Genomic DNA, 14,407 nt, shown 5'->3' with positions numbered 1-14,407 from the left:
GGAGCCGTCGACCCCGATCAGGAGCCCCGTTTGCGGAAGGGGAGCACGCGGCTCACCTCTCGCTTCGAGATCCGGTCGCGCAGGGTGACCACGAGAACGTAGTCACCCGCACCGAGGTCGGCGACGTCCACGCGGGTTCCCTTGACGACCAGACCCTCGGGCGAGGTTCCCGTCCGCTCCTCGAGGAAGGTCATGGTCATGGGCTCGATCCGCTCCAGGGCGTCGCGCCGGAAGTCTTCGCTCAGCACCGTGAGGTTGCGAACCTCGCGACTGCTCGCGAAGACCTCGTAGGTCACGTCGAAGCGGGTGAGACCGGCCTCGTCCAGTCCGAGGTTGCGAACCTCGAAGTACACCGCGATTGACTTCGACGCGGCGGGCACCCGCAGGTCCGGGGCGGGGATCACCGCCTGCCGGAACTTCACGTAGCGCAGAGGTACGCCCGATCCGGGACGAAACACGTCGAGCGCCGATGCGAGCTGCAGGTCGCTCATCTCGAGGATCGACGGCGGCTCGCTGGGCGGGATCTCCACGTCCAGCGTCAGGGCGTCACGGCCGGCGCCGTCGGGCCCGGTCGCCTCGACCGCGACGCGATACCGTCCTGCGGGCAGACGAGCACCGATCGGGACCACGTAGGGATCCAGCACGTCGCCGGTCCCGGACCAGCCCACCCGATCGTGCAGGAGGTCACGCCGCATCTCGTCGTCGACGACCTCCTTGCGGTAGTCCAGCCGTCGGTTCTGCTCGTCGTACACGGCCCACTCGATCGTGGCGAGGGAGTCGACACCCTCGCCCCCGTTCTCCGAGGGGTCGATCGACGACGCCAGCACCAACTGGTCGGAGGGCCGCAGGCCGATGTAGGTCTCGAGGACGGCCGAGTCGTCCCCACGCGGGAACACGGCGCGGCTCACCGCCAGGCGGAAGGGCGTCGGCGGGTCCGGGGGCTGCGGCAGATGGATCGGCTGCTGCCGGCGGATGACCTGGGCGTTGTAGGCGCTGTCGGTGCCGTAGGTCCAGCGCGCGTTGCGGGACTCGTCGGTGAAGACCAGGCTGAAGGCGAAGCCGCGTTCCTCGTATCCCCACACCCAGATCGGAACGTTCGTCGGGATGGTCTCGCCGGGCGAGAACCGGAAGCCCCGCGCCGACAGGTCGCTGAGCACGCTTCCCGGTCCTCCGGAATCGTAGTAGGTCTTCTCGGGACGCCCCCAGCGCACCAGGGCGTCGCCCATGGGCGTGTCCCAGCCGCGGAGTCCGGTCTCGGGATCGCCGAACAGGACGTCGGCCTCGACCAGCCGCGCCCAGTAGCGTAGGCGCTGGGGATTGAAGATCTGCGCCGGGCGATCGTTCTGCTGGTTCCAGTAGAACTGCACCGTCTCGGCGCGCAGCGTCGAGTCGGTCAGGGCCTTCTCCCAGTCGATCTCTTCTCCGGGGCGCGGATCCTCGCCGATCCTCTGCAGCGCCCGGCGCGCCATCTGCCGCGGGAACCGACGTTCGGCCAGACGTGCCAGGTCCACGGCGTCGAGGAAGCCCGAAGCTGCCTCGAACACCGCGGCGACGGCCGGGTCGGAGCGATCGAGGGCTTCGGTGAAGGCCCGGGTGGCGCCGTCCATGTCGTCGAGGCCGTAGCTGGCCAGCCCCTCGAGGAAGAGACTCGACTCCGCCTGGGGCTCGAGCTGACCGAGGGCGTGGGCCGCGCGCAGGGCCAGATCGTGGTCGCGCAGAGCGACCGCGGACACCGCGACGCCGTACCAGGCCTCCACGTTCGTGTTGTCGGCCTGGACCGCCCGGACGAAGGATCGACGGGCCAGCTCGAAGCGCTCGGTGTCCATGCGGCGACGCGCCTCGAGGTAGTGGAAGCGCCCGAGGAGAGTGTAGGCGCGGGCGTCGTCGCCGTTGGTCGCCGCCAGGTCCTCGATCCATCGGAGCGCGTCGCCGGTGTAGCGCATGCGGTGCGCCGTCGCCGCCCGCAGACTCGCCGCCTCGAAGCGCTTCGTGCCCGCGTGGGCGGCCTCTTCGAGCAGGTCGAGAGCGCGACGGCGGTGCTTGGCCAGATCGGTGGCCAGGTACAGCTGCCCCAGCCGGTAGGCCAGATCACCCCGTCGGCCCTCCTCGGCCCGGTCGTACAGGGTCTGGACACTGTCGAGGCGTGCGAAGAGGGCCTGGTCGCCGAGGCTCTCACCCTCGATCGGCAGCGGGTGATCGCCGAGCGACAGGCTGGCCCGCGCGGGGGCCACACAGGCCACCGCGACGGCCAGGGACAGCAGGGTCGGCCGGATGTACGCAGTCGCGAGCATCATGGGTTCCCGCTGAGGGAACGTGGGGTGGGAACGCGGTCACGATAGACCAGCCCCGCACCCCGGCACAAGCCGCACCCGGCTTTCGGCCGCCGGCGCCGCGGGTTACCATGGCCCGCGAGTCCACAGAGGAGGAGTCCGACCATGGCCGAACTTCCGTCGCGCACGCATGCCCACCTGGTGGTGGCCGCCGTCCGGGTCCTCGATCACACCGAGAACCACCCGCCCACCGACGCCGAGATCGCCGCGCTCCTGCGCTGGCACGAGGACAAGATCCGCGTGGTCACCCACGGGCTCGAGGAGTTCGGCGCGCTCGAGGCCATCAAGAGCCCCTTCGAGGTCCGCTACCGGGTCGGCGACCACACCCGGCTCGACGAGCTGCGCGACGACGACGTCGACGACAGCATCTCGCGCGAGATGAAGGAGTGGGAGCAGCGCTCGAAGAGCGACCAGGAGAACCTCGAGCGCATGTTCGGCTCCATGCCCGGCAGCGGCCCGAAGGAGGACCCCACCGAGGACCTGGAGAAGGACTTCGGCGATTTCGCCCGCCGCAAGCCGAAGAACCCCTTCGAGGGCTGAACCCCCTTGCTGCGGCGCCGGAATGCGCTACACTTTGCCGTCTGTGCCGCGACCCCGTCGCTGCCTGGAACATCCCCGCCCGGCGCACCCGGGCCGTGCCCCGCGAGGTCAGGACCATGTCGAAGCGTTGCCAGGTGACCGGCAAGGCCCCGATCACGGGCCACAACGTCAGCCACGCCCACAACGTGAGCAAGCGCCGCTTCCTGCCGAACCTGCAGAAGAAGCGCTTCTGGAGCCACGAAGAGAAGCGGTGGGTCACGCTGACCGTCAGCGCCCGCGGTATCCGCACCATTTCCAAGCGGGGAATCGACGCCGTGCTGCGCGACCTCCGCGCCCGCGGCGAAAAGGTCTGACCGTCGCCCGCGAAACGGCGAAAGTCCGGTGAAATTGCTGAGCCCCCGTCGGTCGACGGGGGCTCTTCGCGTTCCGGAGCGAGCGGGCCGGCCCTCAGGCCGCCGTGGTGGCCGGCGGCCGCGCCGAGGTCTCGGCCTCCAGATCCCAGTCCTGGTGCGGCGTCCGATTGCGTACGAACCAGTCCCAGAGGATCTCGCCGTAGCCGTGGTTCTCGATCCCGTGCTTCTCGAAGTACGGCCGCAGCAGCCGGTTCAGCGCCGGCAGATTGTAGAACGGCACGCTCTGGAAGTAGTGGTGCTCGAGGTGGAAGTTCGAGTACAGGAACACGAAGTGCCAGAAGGCGTTGCCATCGACACGAGTGCTCCACTCGCGCGGATCGTCGGGATCGATCCGGTAGTGCTGCCCCAGCCGGTTCAGCGTGAAGGCCACCGGGAACACGAGGAAGTACGGCACGAAGTACACCCGCGCGGCCAGCGCCCAGCCTCCGAACACCACCAGGGACGCCGCGATCGCCAGATGACCGACGATGGTCAACGACCGCTCGATCGCAATCCTCCGCTGCAGGGCGGGCTCGTAGGTGGCCGTCTCCTGCTTCGCCGCGCGGAAGTAGATCGGGAACAGCGCCGGCGTCATGTACAGCGCCTTGTACCAGCGCGTGTGCTTCTTCGGCGAGAGGTGCGCCCGTTTCGGGTCTTCCACGTCGCTGCCCAGGTTCTCGTGGTGATCGGTGTGCCAGCGGAAGAACTGCGACGAGCTGATCCCACTGGGGAAGGCGTACAGCCAACCCAGGAAGGCGTTCGGCCGCGGACGGCGCCTGGAGAAGATCGCGTTGTGCACCTGTTCGTGCAGCAGGACCGTGAAGTTGAACACGGTGAAGCCCTGCAACACCGCGGCCGGGATCCACAACCACCAGTGGGTCGTCATCGCGCTGATGGCGATGCACACGCCCAACAAGAGGAACTGCCGCGCGACGATCGCGAAGTGGCGCACGGGATCACGGCGGTGCAGACGCTTGAGTTCGTCCTGCGGGAGTTCACGGCCGAGTTCGCGGCGCAGGTCGCGCGCCGCGCGCGCGTAGCTGCGCGACTTCAGACGCGGTCGCCGGGGATGCGGCGGCGCCGTCGTGGCCTGCGGTGTGGTCGATGTGACGCTCATGGAGTCCGGGCCCCGGGGGTGCGACGGGAGTCACAGTCTAGCAGAGCGCCGAAAGCTCCCGCAAACTCCGGTCAGAACCAGTCGCGGGGAATTCCCTCGGACAGGTGCAGGTGGAACGAGGCCGTGAAGTGCACGAAATTGCCCGAGACGCCGTTCCCGGCGTCGATCCGGCCCACGTCGGCGCCCAGGGCGATCGAGACGTCGTGGGCGATCGCGAACTCCCAGCCCGCGCCCATGAGCAGCAGGACACCCCACTCGTCGCCGGTCAGCGTGGTTCCGGTGTCGTCGTCGACGTCGGCAGCGACCCGCCCGTAGCCCAGGCCGGCCTCGAGCGAGAACCCCGCGTCGAGCGGGTAGAGCTGGGCGGCGAGCACTGCCGAGCCGAGGTAGCGGTCGGTGGGCTCGGTCCAGCCCGGCTCGCTGCTCGCCCCCTCCTCGACCCCGGCACTGTCGGCGCTGCCCACCGCGCGCCGCCAGACGCCGTACTCAGCCGTGAGCAACACGTTGCTGCGCGCGAACCACCCCACGCGGCCGCGCAGGACCCGACCTCCGCCGACCCAGCTCGACGTGGCGCTGCGTTCGCCCTCCTGCACCGTGAACTTGCCGCTCGCACCGCCCACCACGAGGCCCAGGATCCAGCCCTGGCGTGGGGTACGTGGCTCGCGCACGCGGCGTTCGGCATCGGCCGTGTGTGGCCAGACGCTCGCCACCAACGACAAGAGGATGATCAACGCGACTCGACGACGCACGAGAACTCCACCCCGCGAGCCACCGGGTGCGGCTCGAACGCGGCATCCGTCGAGTGTGCAATCGCCGGGCCGGCTGTTCAGGCCTTCGACGAGCGCCGGGCCACGGCGGTCTTCTTCGACATCGTTTCCGCTCGGGCGATCGCTCCGGCGAGGACGCCCTCGGCGAAGCCCAGGCGCTCACCCAGACGATCCAGCCGCGGGATCAGCGCGGTGCCCGGGACCGTCGCCGACACCGGATCGAGCAGGGCGTCGTGGTACGCCAGCTGCGCCGGTCCCAGTTCGAGCTGCAGACGCATCTTCTCGGCCGTGCTCAACAGATCGTCGATCTGCTGCAACGACGCCTCGACGACGGTGGTGTTGCCGTCCCGCAGTGCGTCGCCCATGGCGCGCACCCGTTCCTCGAGCATCCGCTGCAGATGGCGGCGGGCGACGGGCGAGTCCAGACGAACGTCCCGGGCCAGCGCGTCGCGTACGACCTTCACCGCTCGGGCGTGCGCGCGAGGGTCGGTGTCGTCGGCGTGCTGCAGGAACTCCCGTTCGAACTGCTTGCGCAGCGTGAAGGTCGTGGCCGCCCGGAGCTCCTCGGGCAGTTCCATGCCCATCTCGTGCAGCGACCGCAGGACTTCGCGGTTCTCTTCGTAGAGCTCCGAATAGGCCGCACTGAACCGATCGATGACCTCCTGGAAGACCAGCTGGAGCAGGTCCTGTCGTCCCGACTCCAGCAGATCCGCGGCGCCGAACCGGCGTGCACCCTCGAGCGTCTCGACCGCGCGGCGCAGGGACTGGGCGTCGCTCTCCTCGAAGGCGTCGTGCAACGCCTGCTGCATCGTCTCGAAGCCCTCGGGGGCGAAGGGGGCGACCATGGTCACGAAGTCCAGGGCGCCGGTGTGCAGCATCGCGACCTGGAGATCTTCACGGTGCGCGGTGCGCTCGTGCTCCAGGGTGAAGTGACCGGTCACGAGGCGAAGATCACCGCGTTCGCGCAGGTGGAAGGATCGGCGTTCGAAGCGGTGCAGGGCGATCCGCCCCTCCTCCGGCGGTGGTGCCAACAGGGACGCCATGGCGAGATGCGCCACCACGCGCTCGGGCGTCACGCGTACGACGAGCGCGTCGCGACGGAAGACGTCGGCACCGGTGCCACGCCGGCGATCGTTGCTGCGCGCCTTCGACAGTTCGCGCTCGAACTCGGCACGACACGAAGTGCCGCCCAGCTCCTCCCACAACTCCAGTGCCCTCCCGGCGTAGCGAAGGATCTGCACGGTCTCGAGGCCTCCGATGTCGTCGAAGAACCAGCCGCAACTCGTGTACATGAGCATGCACTGGTGCTGCATCTCGAGCAGGCCCAGCACGAGCTGCCGTTCCTCGGCGTCCAGCTCGCGCTTCGCGTGCCGCTCGAAGAAGACTTCACGCGCCACGGAATCGTCGTCGAGCAACAGGGCCGCGTAGTCGTCGCGAGCCTCCCAGGGATCGGTGAGCAGCTCGGCGGAACGCTCGAGGAAGAACGCGCGGCCGCCGTCGCGCACCAGGTCGAGCGCGCGGCGCAACGGACCGCGCCATCGCTGCTGTGAGGGGGCACCGGGATCGATCCGGCAACTGCAGTCACGGATCCACCGCCCCACCCCGTGGGCACAACTCCAGCTCGTCCCCTCGCCGAAGGGTCCTTCGTCGAGCTCGACCTCCCAGGTCGGCGGGTGCTCCGCCAGGAAGGCGCCGTAGTTGGTCACCCTCATCCCCTCGGCGGGGATCTCGAGCTCGAGTGCCCACACCAGGGCCAGGTTCCCGAAGCCGACGTGATGCCCGGCCGTCTCGCCGTCGACCGCCAGGTGGACCAACTGCGGGTGCTCCCGGGCCGGGTCGTAGGCGTGTGCGGCGGCCCGGGCCAGATTCTTGCCGTCTTCGAGTGCCCCGCCGAACGACACCGACTGGGCCAGCGGCCCGTCGTAGAAGAACACGGCGATCGAACGCTCCGATCCGTCGCGATGCACGAAGCGATACGGCCGCGACGGATCGACCCTTCCACCCCGGACGTCGTGCCACCGCGAATGGCCCTCGGCTCGCACGCGCCCGGCCTGCAAGGGGGCCAGGATCACGTACACCAGGCCCTCCTCGATCAGACTCTCGAGGACGTCGTGGTTCGCCGCGGTCTCGGCCAGCCAGAGGGCCTCGGCGCGACGACCGAAACGGTGCTCGAACTCACGCATGCCCCACCGGATCTGGGTGCGCTGGTCGTGCCGGTCGGCCAGGGCCAGGATCATGTGGTTGTAGCACTGCGCGATCGCATTCCCGTGACCACCGTTGCGCCCGGCACTGCGCCGGTCGGCCTCGACGATCCGACACAGGGTCTGCGGGTCGTTGCGCTCCATCCACCGCAGCAGCGTGGGTCCGAAGTTGAACGACACGTGCTCGTAGTTGTTCACGATCCGCAGGATGCGTCCGCGTTCGTCGTGGATCCGGGCCGCCGCGTTCGCGGCGTAGCACTCGGCGTCGATCCGTGCGTTCCAGTCATGGTACGGCCGGGCGCTCGGTTCGCGCTCGACCTCGTCGGTCCACGGGTTCTCCCGTGGAGGCTGGTAGAAGTGTCCGTGGAAGACGAACCACGCGCGGGGGTCGGTGGCTTCGCGCTTGTCAGTGTTCACGTGCGTCTGCGTGCTCCGGCGGATGCGTGGCGCGGGGGACGACGGTGATTCCGGTGTTCGTGACGATCGACCCCGCGATGACGGGATCGTGCTCGGGCTTGATCTGCGCTCCCGCAGGGATCTGCGCGTTCTTGTCGACGATCGCCCGGACGATCTCGGCTCCCGGAGCAATGGTGACGTTGTCCTGGATGATCGACTCGATCACCCGGGCCCCGGCGTCGACGAAGACGTTGCGACCGATCACGCTGTCGCGCACGTAACCCCCGGCAACGATCGAACCGCCGGCGAGGATCGAATCGATCGCCATGCCCCGCCGGTTCGACTCGTCGAACACGAACTTGGCCGGGGGGTCGGCGAAGCTCGCAGTGTGGATCGGCCAGTCCCAGTTGTACAGGTTCAGTCGCGGCTGCACGCGGCGCAGGTCCATGTTCGCGTCGTAGTAGGCCTCGATACTCCCGATGTCGCGCCAGTAGGCGCGTTCGAACTCGCGCTCGCTCGGGATCCGGTTGCGCCGGAAGTCGTAGGCGAACATCGGCTCGCGGTCGAGCAGGTAGGGAAGCACGTCACGGCCGAAGTCGTTGTCGCTGCCGGCGTCGTCGGCGTCGTGCAGCAGGGCGTGCTCGAGGACGTCGGGGGCGAACAGGTAGTTGCCCATCGACACCAGTGCGTGGCTCTCGTTGCCCGGGATCGGGCGCGGGTTCTCCGGTTTCTCCTGGAAGCCCACGATCCGGGCCTTGTCGTCGACCTCGATCACCCCGAACGACGTGGCCTGCTCCACCGGCACCGCCAGGGCGGCCACCGTCACGGCCGCCTTGCGCGCGTGATGGAAGTCGACCATCTGCTCCACGTTCATCTTGTAGATGTGGTCGGCGCCGAACACCGCGACCACCTCGGCCGGGCAGCGTCGAAGCAGGTGCAGGTTCTGGTGCACGGCATTCGCCGTTCCGCAGTACCAGCTCGATCCCGTCTGCATCTGCGCCGGGACGGCCACCAGGAAGGAGTCGCGCCCCTGCATGCGAATCCACGCCCGCTGCAGGTGTTCGATCAGCGACTGCGCCTTGTACTGGGTCAGCACGTAGATCCGGTCGACTCCCGAGTTCACGAGGTTCGACAGGACGAAGTCGATGACGCGGTAGCGACCGGCGAAGGGAACCGCCGGCTTGCTGCGGTCCCGCGTCAGGGGGAGCAGGCGACGCCCCTCTCCACCGGCGAGAACGACGGCGAGGACACCACCAGCGCTGCGGGATCGGACCATGGTGATCGGGGGCCGGGGACCACGGTGACCAGCAGCCGGGCCCGGAGAAGGCGACCGCCAGCAGGCTGTACTCTAGGACACGGGATCGACAGTGCCAACCGCGGACACCACGATCCCGGACGAATCCACGTGAGAGCGTCGCCCCGGCGTGCCGGCGAGCGCGACAGCGGCCAGGCGACGCCAAAGCGGACGGCGCCGGAACGAACGAACCCTCCGGCCGATCCCGGCCGGAGGGTCCCGCAGGAAGCACCGACGCCCCGGTGGAGGATTGGGCGCCCTGCTTCAGGCCGAAACGTAAACACGGGGTCCGGGATTCCGCCAGACGGCGAAACTGTGAACCCGAACACGATTCGCGGCCTTCCGGAAGCACCTGCCCGGAACGATTCCGCGACGAAAAACGGCCCCTCCCCGGAGGGAAGAGCCGCTTCGAAGACGTGGCGGGAGCGACGAGACTTGAACTCGCGACCTCCGGCTTGACAGGCCGGCGTTCTGACCAACTGAACTACGCCCCCGCGAGCAGACGAGCAGTGTAGTCACGCCGAACCACCGTGTCAAATGGCTCCGCTGCGCAGGACACGCTCCAGCAGACGCGGCCGCACCTCGGCGCAGCGAGCCGCCGCCACTCCTGGTCCCACCCGCAGATCGTCGATCGCCGCGGCACCACCCAGGAGCCACGCCGCCGGCCGCAGCGTGGCGATCCGATCGGACAGATCGTCGAAGCGTCCGGACCGGACCGAGAGCAAGGCCACGCCCTCGTCGCTCGTGGGTTCGAGGTCGGCCAGACGCTCGATCGTGATCACGTCGACGTGGTCGGCGATCGGCGCGAGGGCGTTCTCCCACGCTCGGTGTCCGGTGGCATGGCCGTGACCGAGCGGATCGGCCGTGTCGTCGGGAACGCGGAGCAGGCGATCGCCACCGGCTTCGTCGACCACCCACCACCGTCGCGGCGACGGAACCGGCCATTCCCCGTCGCGGCGCAGAGCGAAGTCCCAGGGCACCTCGGACGCCGGTTCGGTCCGGGGCGCAGCGGGCACGTGCCAGGCGTGCGCCGGAGTGGGGTCGAGCTCCCGCACCGCGGTCTCGATCCGTGCGAGCGGTGCCGCGAACAGGACCAGGTCGAGTCCTGCCGACCGCAGAGCGCCCGGGCCGTAGCCGGCGAGCGCCTGCATCTCGATGGCATCGCCCAGCAACGGTCCGTCGAACCCGAGCGTGCTGCGCAGCCGGGCGATGGCGGCCGGGTCCACGCTCACCGGACCGGTCCCGACGGACTGCCATGCCGGCACGCGGAGATGTCCCGTCATCACGGCGTCGACACCCGCGGCGACGGCGTCCTCGAAGGGCGGGGCGTCGACCGCACGCAGCGCGGCGTCGTCGCGGTCGAGAACCGGGAGTTCCAGATGACTGTCCACCCGCGCGGCCCCGTGGCCGGGCCAGTGCTTCACGCAACACGCGACGCCGCCGCGGTGCAGACCGCGCACGGCGGCGGCGACGTGACGCCGGACGTGCTCCGGGTCGCGTCCGAAGGCACGCGTTCCGATCACCGGATTACCGGCCACGTCCACGTCGGCGACCGGCGCGAGTACCAGGTTCACTCCCGACGCCCGCAGTCGTGCCCCGCGGTCGGCGTGGACGGTCTCGGTCAGTTCGGTCCGATCGATCCAGCCCAGGGTGGTCGCACCGGGGCCGGGATCCAGCACGCGGTGCAACGGGAAGACGATCCCGCCCTCGGTGTCCGACGCCACGAGGGGCGTGTCGACCCCTGCGTCACGCAACCGGGCGTCGACTTCGTGGGTCAACGCCCGCAATTGCTGCTCGTCGGTCGCGTTGCGTTCGAACAACAACACGCCCTGCGGTCGCAGGCGCGCCAGCAGGTCGCGTTCGTCGTCGTCGAGTGCGGGGCCGGAGAGGCCCACCAGCGCCGGACGCGGGTCGCTCACCGTGCGAGCTTCCACCCGTCGAGCGAACGCACGTCGACGACGTCGATCCCTTCGTAGTACGCGCGCAGGATCGTGCCTGCGCCCTGACCGGCACGGGCGCGGGCCAGGGCTCCGGTCTGACACATGCCCACGCCATGACCGAATCCGCCACCGCGCAGCACCACCCCCACCAGACGACCGTCGCGCTCGACGTTCTCCACGGTGAACAACGTGCTGCGGAGGATCCCGTAGCGCGACCCGACCGGTCGCAGCACCCAGCGGATCCGATCGCCCCAGATCTCGAAGCGGTCGACGTCGGTGACCACGGCCAGACGCTGCACCCGCCCCGAGTGGTCGCGCGCGACGACGTCGATCCGTTGCAGCACGCCGATGTCCTCGGGTGCGAGAGATCGATCGAGTTCGGAGGACAGGTGCTCGCGAACGATGTCGCCCAGTTCCTTCGCCGACCACGACTCGGTCCACCGGAAGTGCGGCGACGTCCGACACCAACTGCGCCCCCGGGCATCCGCGTCCCGCTTGCCGATCAGGTAGGGTGCGCCCTCGCGGTGCCAGACGTCGACGAGCGTGGCGGTGTGCCCACCGCTGGTCGAGCTGTAGTAGGCCCGGATCAACGCGCCGTCGCGCACCGCGACCCGGTGCGCGGTGGCCCGAATGGCTTCGTCGCAGATCGGCGCCGTACCGCTGAGACCGCGGTACACCTGGTCGCGGACGTCGGCGTGGAGGTCGAAACCGTACTCTTCCCAGCGTCCGAGACGCGCGTAGGTGTAGGTGCGCGCCGCGACGGCCTGGGCCTCGACGGCCGCGCGCGCGTCCTCGCCGGGGCGACCGATCTCCCACGGCACCACGCCGCGCAGGTAGGTCTCGACGGGGAGCGTGTTGACCAGACTCACGGTGCCGTCGTCGTTGCGCCGTACGGTGAGCGAACCTGCGAAGCGATCGCCGTCGAAGCGCCACGGCGCAGGGTCGGCGGCCCGCAGATCGATCGTCGACTTCGCTTCGACCCGTCCGCCCGACGGGGCGGTCAGGACCAGTTCACCCGCACGGACCGTGGCGTGGTAGGCACCGGCGGATCCGCGCCAGCGATCGCCCTCCGCGAACACCCGCACGTCGCCCGTCGCCTCGAAGGTCACCGACGGAGCCGCGAAGGCCAGAGCCACGCGGACGTCGGTCCGCCCGCGGTCGGGCTCGAAGTCCGAGGGATCGGATACGATGCCGTCGGCCGGGGGCGCCGCGCAGGCACTGGTCCAGGCCACCAGCCACAGTACCACCAGGACTCGACGGATCCGTTCACGCATCGGTTCTCCTGATCCCGGTTCGTCCGGGCGCGAGGCTGCCGAGAACGGTGTCGCCCCGCGCGCCCGTGGTCGATTCCACACCCGCGCCGCGTCGTTGCACACAGAGCCCACCGAGCAGCGCGAAGTCCACGGCTTCCTTGGCGTCGGCATCCTCGCCGAGGACCTCGATCCCGTCCAGCACCACACCCGGCAGCGCCCGTTCGAGCGCGCGCATCGCGGCCCGGTTGTGGCGCCCTCCGCCGGTCACCAGCAGGTGCGTGGCGCTGTGTGCCCGCTTCCACCCACCCAGACCCTCGTCGAGCAACCAGGCGAGCGCACGGCTCTCGGCCTCGATCACCGACGCGAGGCGATCGACGAGGCCGGTGCCGGGCGCGCGCGCCTCGATCGAGTCGACCCAACGCGGACCGAATTCCTCGCGCCCCCAGCTCCGGGGCAGCGGAGCGCGGACCCAGTCCTCGGCCAGGATCGCCGCGACGAGCTCCGGCACCACACGGCCCGTCACGGCGAGCGCGCCGTCGCGGTCGTAGCCCGGACCCTCGGGGTCGGCACGTCGCACCATCTCGTCGAGCGGCAGGTTCGCCGGTCCGACGTCGGCGGCCAGGATCACTTCGGCCCCGGCCGGCAGAGCAGTCAGATTGGCAATGCCCCCCAGGTTCAGGACCACGCGGTCCTCGTCGGACGACGCGCGCAGGAGTCGGTCGGCCACCGGAGCCAGCGGCGCGCCGTGACCGCCGAGCGCGAGGTCCGCGCTGCGGAAATCGTGGACCACCGGGCAGCCGAGCCGCGCGGCGAGGGCGGGGCCGGGGAGGAGCTGCCACCCGTGCCCGCCACGTGCGGCGGGAGCGTGCCACAGGGTGACTCCGTGCGCCGCCGCCCAGTCCAGTCGGGCCGGATCGATCGCGGCTTCCGAACAGACCTGCCGCAGGGCACGTTCGTGGTCGTCGACCAGGGCGAAGCCCAGGGCGCTGAGTTCGGAAGCGGTGGTCGCCGCACCCGCCGCGACGGCCCGCAGCCGTTGCGGATCAGCAGCGCGCAGAGGCGAGGTCCGGTGGGCCAGCAGGCGATGGCCGCGCAGGTCGGCGGTGAACTCCACCACCGCGGCGTCCACGCCGTCGAGACTGGTGCCGATCATGAGACCGGCCGCCCGGAAGGAACGATCAACCATCGGTGTCGAGTGGGCGCCGGTTCCAGGTCTCCTCGAGCGCAGCGCGCGGAGTGCGACGACGCTCGACCGCGGCCGCCACGACGTCGTGCAGAGCGGCCTGCCAGGCCGCTGCGTCGGGGCCCAGGGTGGGTGGCAGACAGGCCTGGGGTCTCAATGCGAGCCAATCGCCCCCCGAGCGCACACGCGCTGGGTCGACGTCGCGATGCAGGGCGATGCCCTCCCCCGCGCTCTCGTGCAACAACGCGGCCCGCCCCGGGGCGGCCAGCCAGCGGGCCAGCTGGACTCCCAGATCTCCGTGGTCACCCGCCACGGGCACGACCAGGACGCGCGGACGGGCGATCACGCGACCGTCCTCGGTGTCGTCGGGCCCGGGCAGGGCACGGACGGTGAGACCGGCGGGAAGGCCGTCGCGATGCGTCGAGGCGAGTACGGCCGCCGTGGCGTCCTGCGGCCACGACGCGGTCGACGGCACGACCGTGGCCCGGGCCATCACCCGGCGCAGGAAGGCCAGGGCCTCGACCGCGGTGTCCGAAGTGAGGTCCGCATCGTGCGGGGTGCCCGGCTCGATTCCCACCCCGTCCGCCGCGGCAAGAGCGAGAAAGGCATCGACCTCGGTTCCCTCGACGATCACCAGGCGCTCACCACGGCGGGCCAACGAAGGCCAGCTCGCCGCTCCGTCGACGGCCAGGGCGGTGATCCGCGCGCGCCACGGCAGACCCCAGGTCCGGTCGTCGACCACGCCGGCCGCCCCCAGCCACACACTGGCCGGGGCCGACGCGGGAAACGGGCGCAGGGCGCCGCTGGCGGCGAGTTCGCGCGCCGTGACCACGTCGACCTCGGCCAGGGTCGCGGCGTCCCGGTCGCCGGGGTCGGCCCATCGGATCCGGGCGCGCCGCTCGCCGGCCCAGCCCTCGGCGAGGGTACGCAGGGTCTCGGGAAGGTCGATCGCCACCGTGAGCTGCACGGCTTCTGGAGTGGTGTCCGGTGGTGG

General features: G+C 70.3%; 11 protein-coding genes and 1 tRNA gene. 2 read left to right on the top strand and 10 right to left on the bottom strand.

The genetic code is table 11. The features are described 5' to 3' along the window. Positions 1 to 17: 17 nt before the first annotated feature. A complete protein-coding gene (locus VKA86_04315) occupies positions 18 to 2,294 on the bottom strand; it encodes a GWxTD domain-containing protein (GenBank protein ID HKK70417.1) in 2,277 nt (758 codons plus the stop codon). A gap of 141 nt (positions 2,295 to 2,435) precedes the next feature. Between VKA86_04315 and VKA86_04310 the strand changes: the two genes are divergently transcribed. After that, a complete protein-coding gene (locus tag VKA86_04310; GenBank protein ID HKK70416.1) occupies positions 2,436 to 2,870 on the top strand; it encodes a hypothetical protein in 435 nt (144 codons plus the stop codon). A gap of 116 nt (positions 2,871 to 2,986) precedes the next feature. Continuing rightward, a complete protein-coding gene (gene rpmB, locus VKA86_04305; GenBank protein ID HKK70415.1) occupies positions 2,987 to 3,223 on the top strand; it encodes a 50S ribosomal protein L28 in 237 nt (78 codons plus the stop codon). 94 nt (positions 3,224 to 3,317) lie between these two features. On the opposite strand, the gene VKA86_04300 is transcribed toward rpmB, so the two are convergent. The 9 genes from VKA86_04300 to VKA86_04260 all read right to left on the bottom strand — a co-directional run. Further along, positions 3,318 to 4,379 carry a fatty acid desaturase gene (locus tag VKA86_04300; protein ID HKK70414.1) on the bottom strand — a complete coding sequence of 354 codons (1,062 nt, stop codon included), beginning with the start codon at positions 4,377 to 4,379 and terminating at the stop codon, positions 3,318 to 3,320. Positions 4,380 to 4,450: 71 nt separating this feature from the next. Continuing rightward, positions 4,451 to 5,128, bottom strand: coding sequence for a hypothetical protein (locus VKA86_04295; GenBank protein HKK70413.1), 678 nt, complete (start codon positions 5,126 to 5,128; stop codon positions 4,451 to 4,453). A 77-nt stretch (positions 5,129 to 5,205) separates the two neighbouring features. Next, entirely contained in the window at positions 5,206 to 7,764 is a 2,559-nt protein-coding gene (locus tag VKA86_04290) for a DUF3536 domain-containing protein (GenBank protein ID HKK70412.1), read from the bottom strand. Next, the gene (gene glgC, locus VKA86_04285) at positions 7,754 to 9,019 is read right to left on the bottom strand and encodes a glucose-1-phosphate adenylyltransferase (protein ID HKK70411.1); all 1,266 of its coding nucleotides are present in this window, start codon (positions 9,017 to 9,019) and stop codon (positions 7,754 to 7,756) included. The genes VKA86_04290 and glgC overlap by 11 nt, the downstream gene beginning before the upstream one ends. A 435-nt stretch (positions 9,020 to 9,454) precedes the next feature. Further along, a tRNA-Asp gene (locus VKA86_04280) sits at positions 9,455 to 9,531 on the bottom strand. A gap of 39 nt (positions 9,532 to 9,570) precedes the next feature. Next, complete coding sequence (locus VKA86_04275; protein HKK70410.1) at positions 9,571 to 10,956, bottom strand: glycoside hydrolase family 3 N-terminal domain-containing protein; 1,386 nt, start codon at positions 10,954 to 10,956, stop codon at positions 9,571 to 9,573. Further along, positions 10,953 to 12,251: a SpoIID/LytB domain-containing protein gene (locus VKA86_04270; protein ID HKK70409.1), complete on the bottom strand. Its 1,299-nt coding sequence runs from the start codon at positions 12,249 to 12,251 to the stop codon at positions 10,953 to 10,955. Before VKA86_04270 ends, VKA86_04275 begins: the two co-directional genes overlap by 4 nt. Beyond that, positions 12,244 to 13,383 carry an anhydro-N-acetylmuramic acid kinase gene (locus tag VKA86_04265; GenBank protein ID HKK70408.1) on the bottom strand — a complete coding sequence of 380 codons (1,140 nt, stop codon included), beginning with the start codon at positions 13,381 to 13,383 and terminating at the stop codon, positions 12,244 to 12,246. The genes VKA86_04270 and VKA86_04265 overlap by 8 nt, the downstream gene beginning before the upstream one ends. A 25-nt stretch (positions 13,384 to 13,408) precedes the next feature. Continuing rightward, positions 13,409 to 14,407 (bottom strand): hypothetical protein (locus VKA86_04260; protein HKK70407.1); only part of this gene is annotated, 999 nt, incomplete at its 5' end.

This window comes from Candidatus Krumholzibacteriia bacterium, from assembly GCA_035268685.1.
Taxonomy (GTDB): Bacteria; Krumholzibacteriota; Krumholzibacteriia; order JAJRXK01; family JAJRXK01; genus JAJRXK01.
This window is presented reverse-complemented; position numbering and strand designations above follow the sequence as displayed.

Bases quoted from the DNA above. Each gene is read 5' to 3' on its own strand.
- VKA86_04315 (HKK70417.1), bottom strand. From the start codon at position 2,294: ATGATGCTCGCGACTGCGTACATCCGGCCGACCCTGCTGTCCCTGGCC.
- VKA86_04310 (HKK70416.1), top strand. From the start codon at position 2,436: ATGGCCGAACTTCCGTCGCGCACGCATGCCCACCTGGTGGTGGCCGCC.
- rpmB (HKK70415.1), top strand. From the start codon at position 2,987: ATGTCGAAGCGTTGCCAGGTGACCGGCAAGGCCCCGATCACGGGCCAC.
- VKA86_04300 (HKK70414.1), bottom strand. From the start codon at position 4,379: ATGAGCGTCACATCGACCACACCGCAGGCCACGACGGCGCCGCCGCAT.
- glgC (HKK70411.1), bottom strand. From the start codon at position 9,019: ATGGTCCGATCCCGCAGCGCTGGTGGTGTCCTCGCCGTCGTTCTCGCC.
- VKA86_04270 (HKK70409.1), bottom strand. From the start codon at position 12,251: ATGCGTGAACGGATCCGTCGAGTCCTGGTGGTACTGTGGCTGGTGGCC.
- VKA86_04265 (HKK70408.1), bottom strand. From the start codon at position 13,383: ATGATCGGCACCAGTCTCGACGGCGTGGACGCCGCGGTGGTGGAGTTC.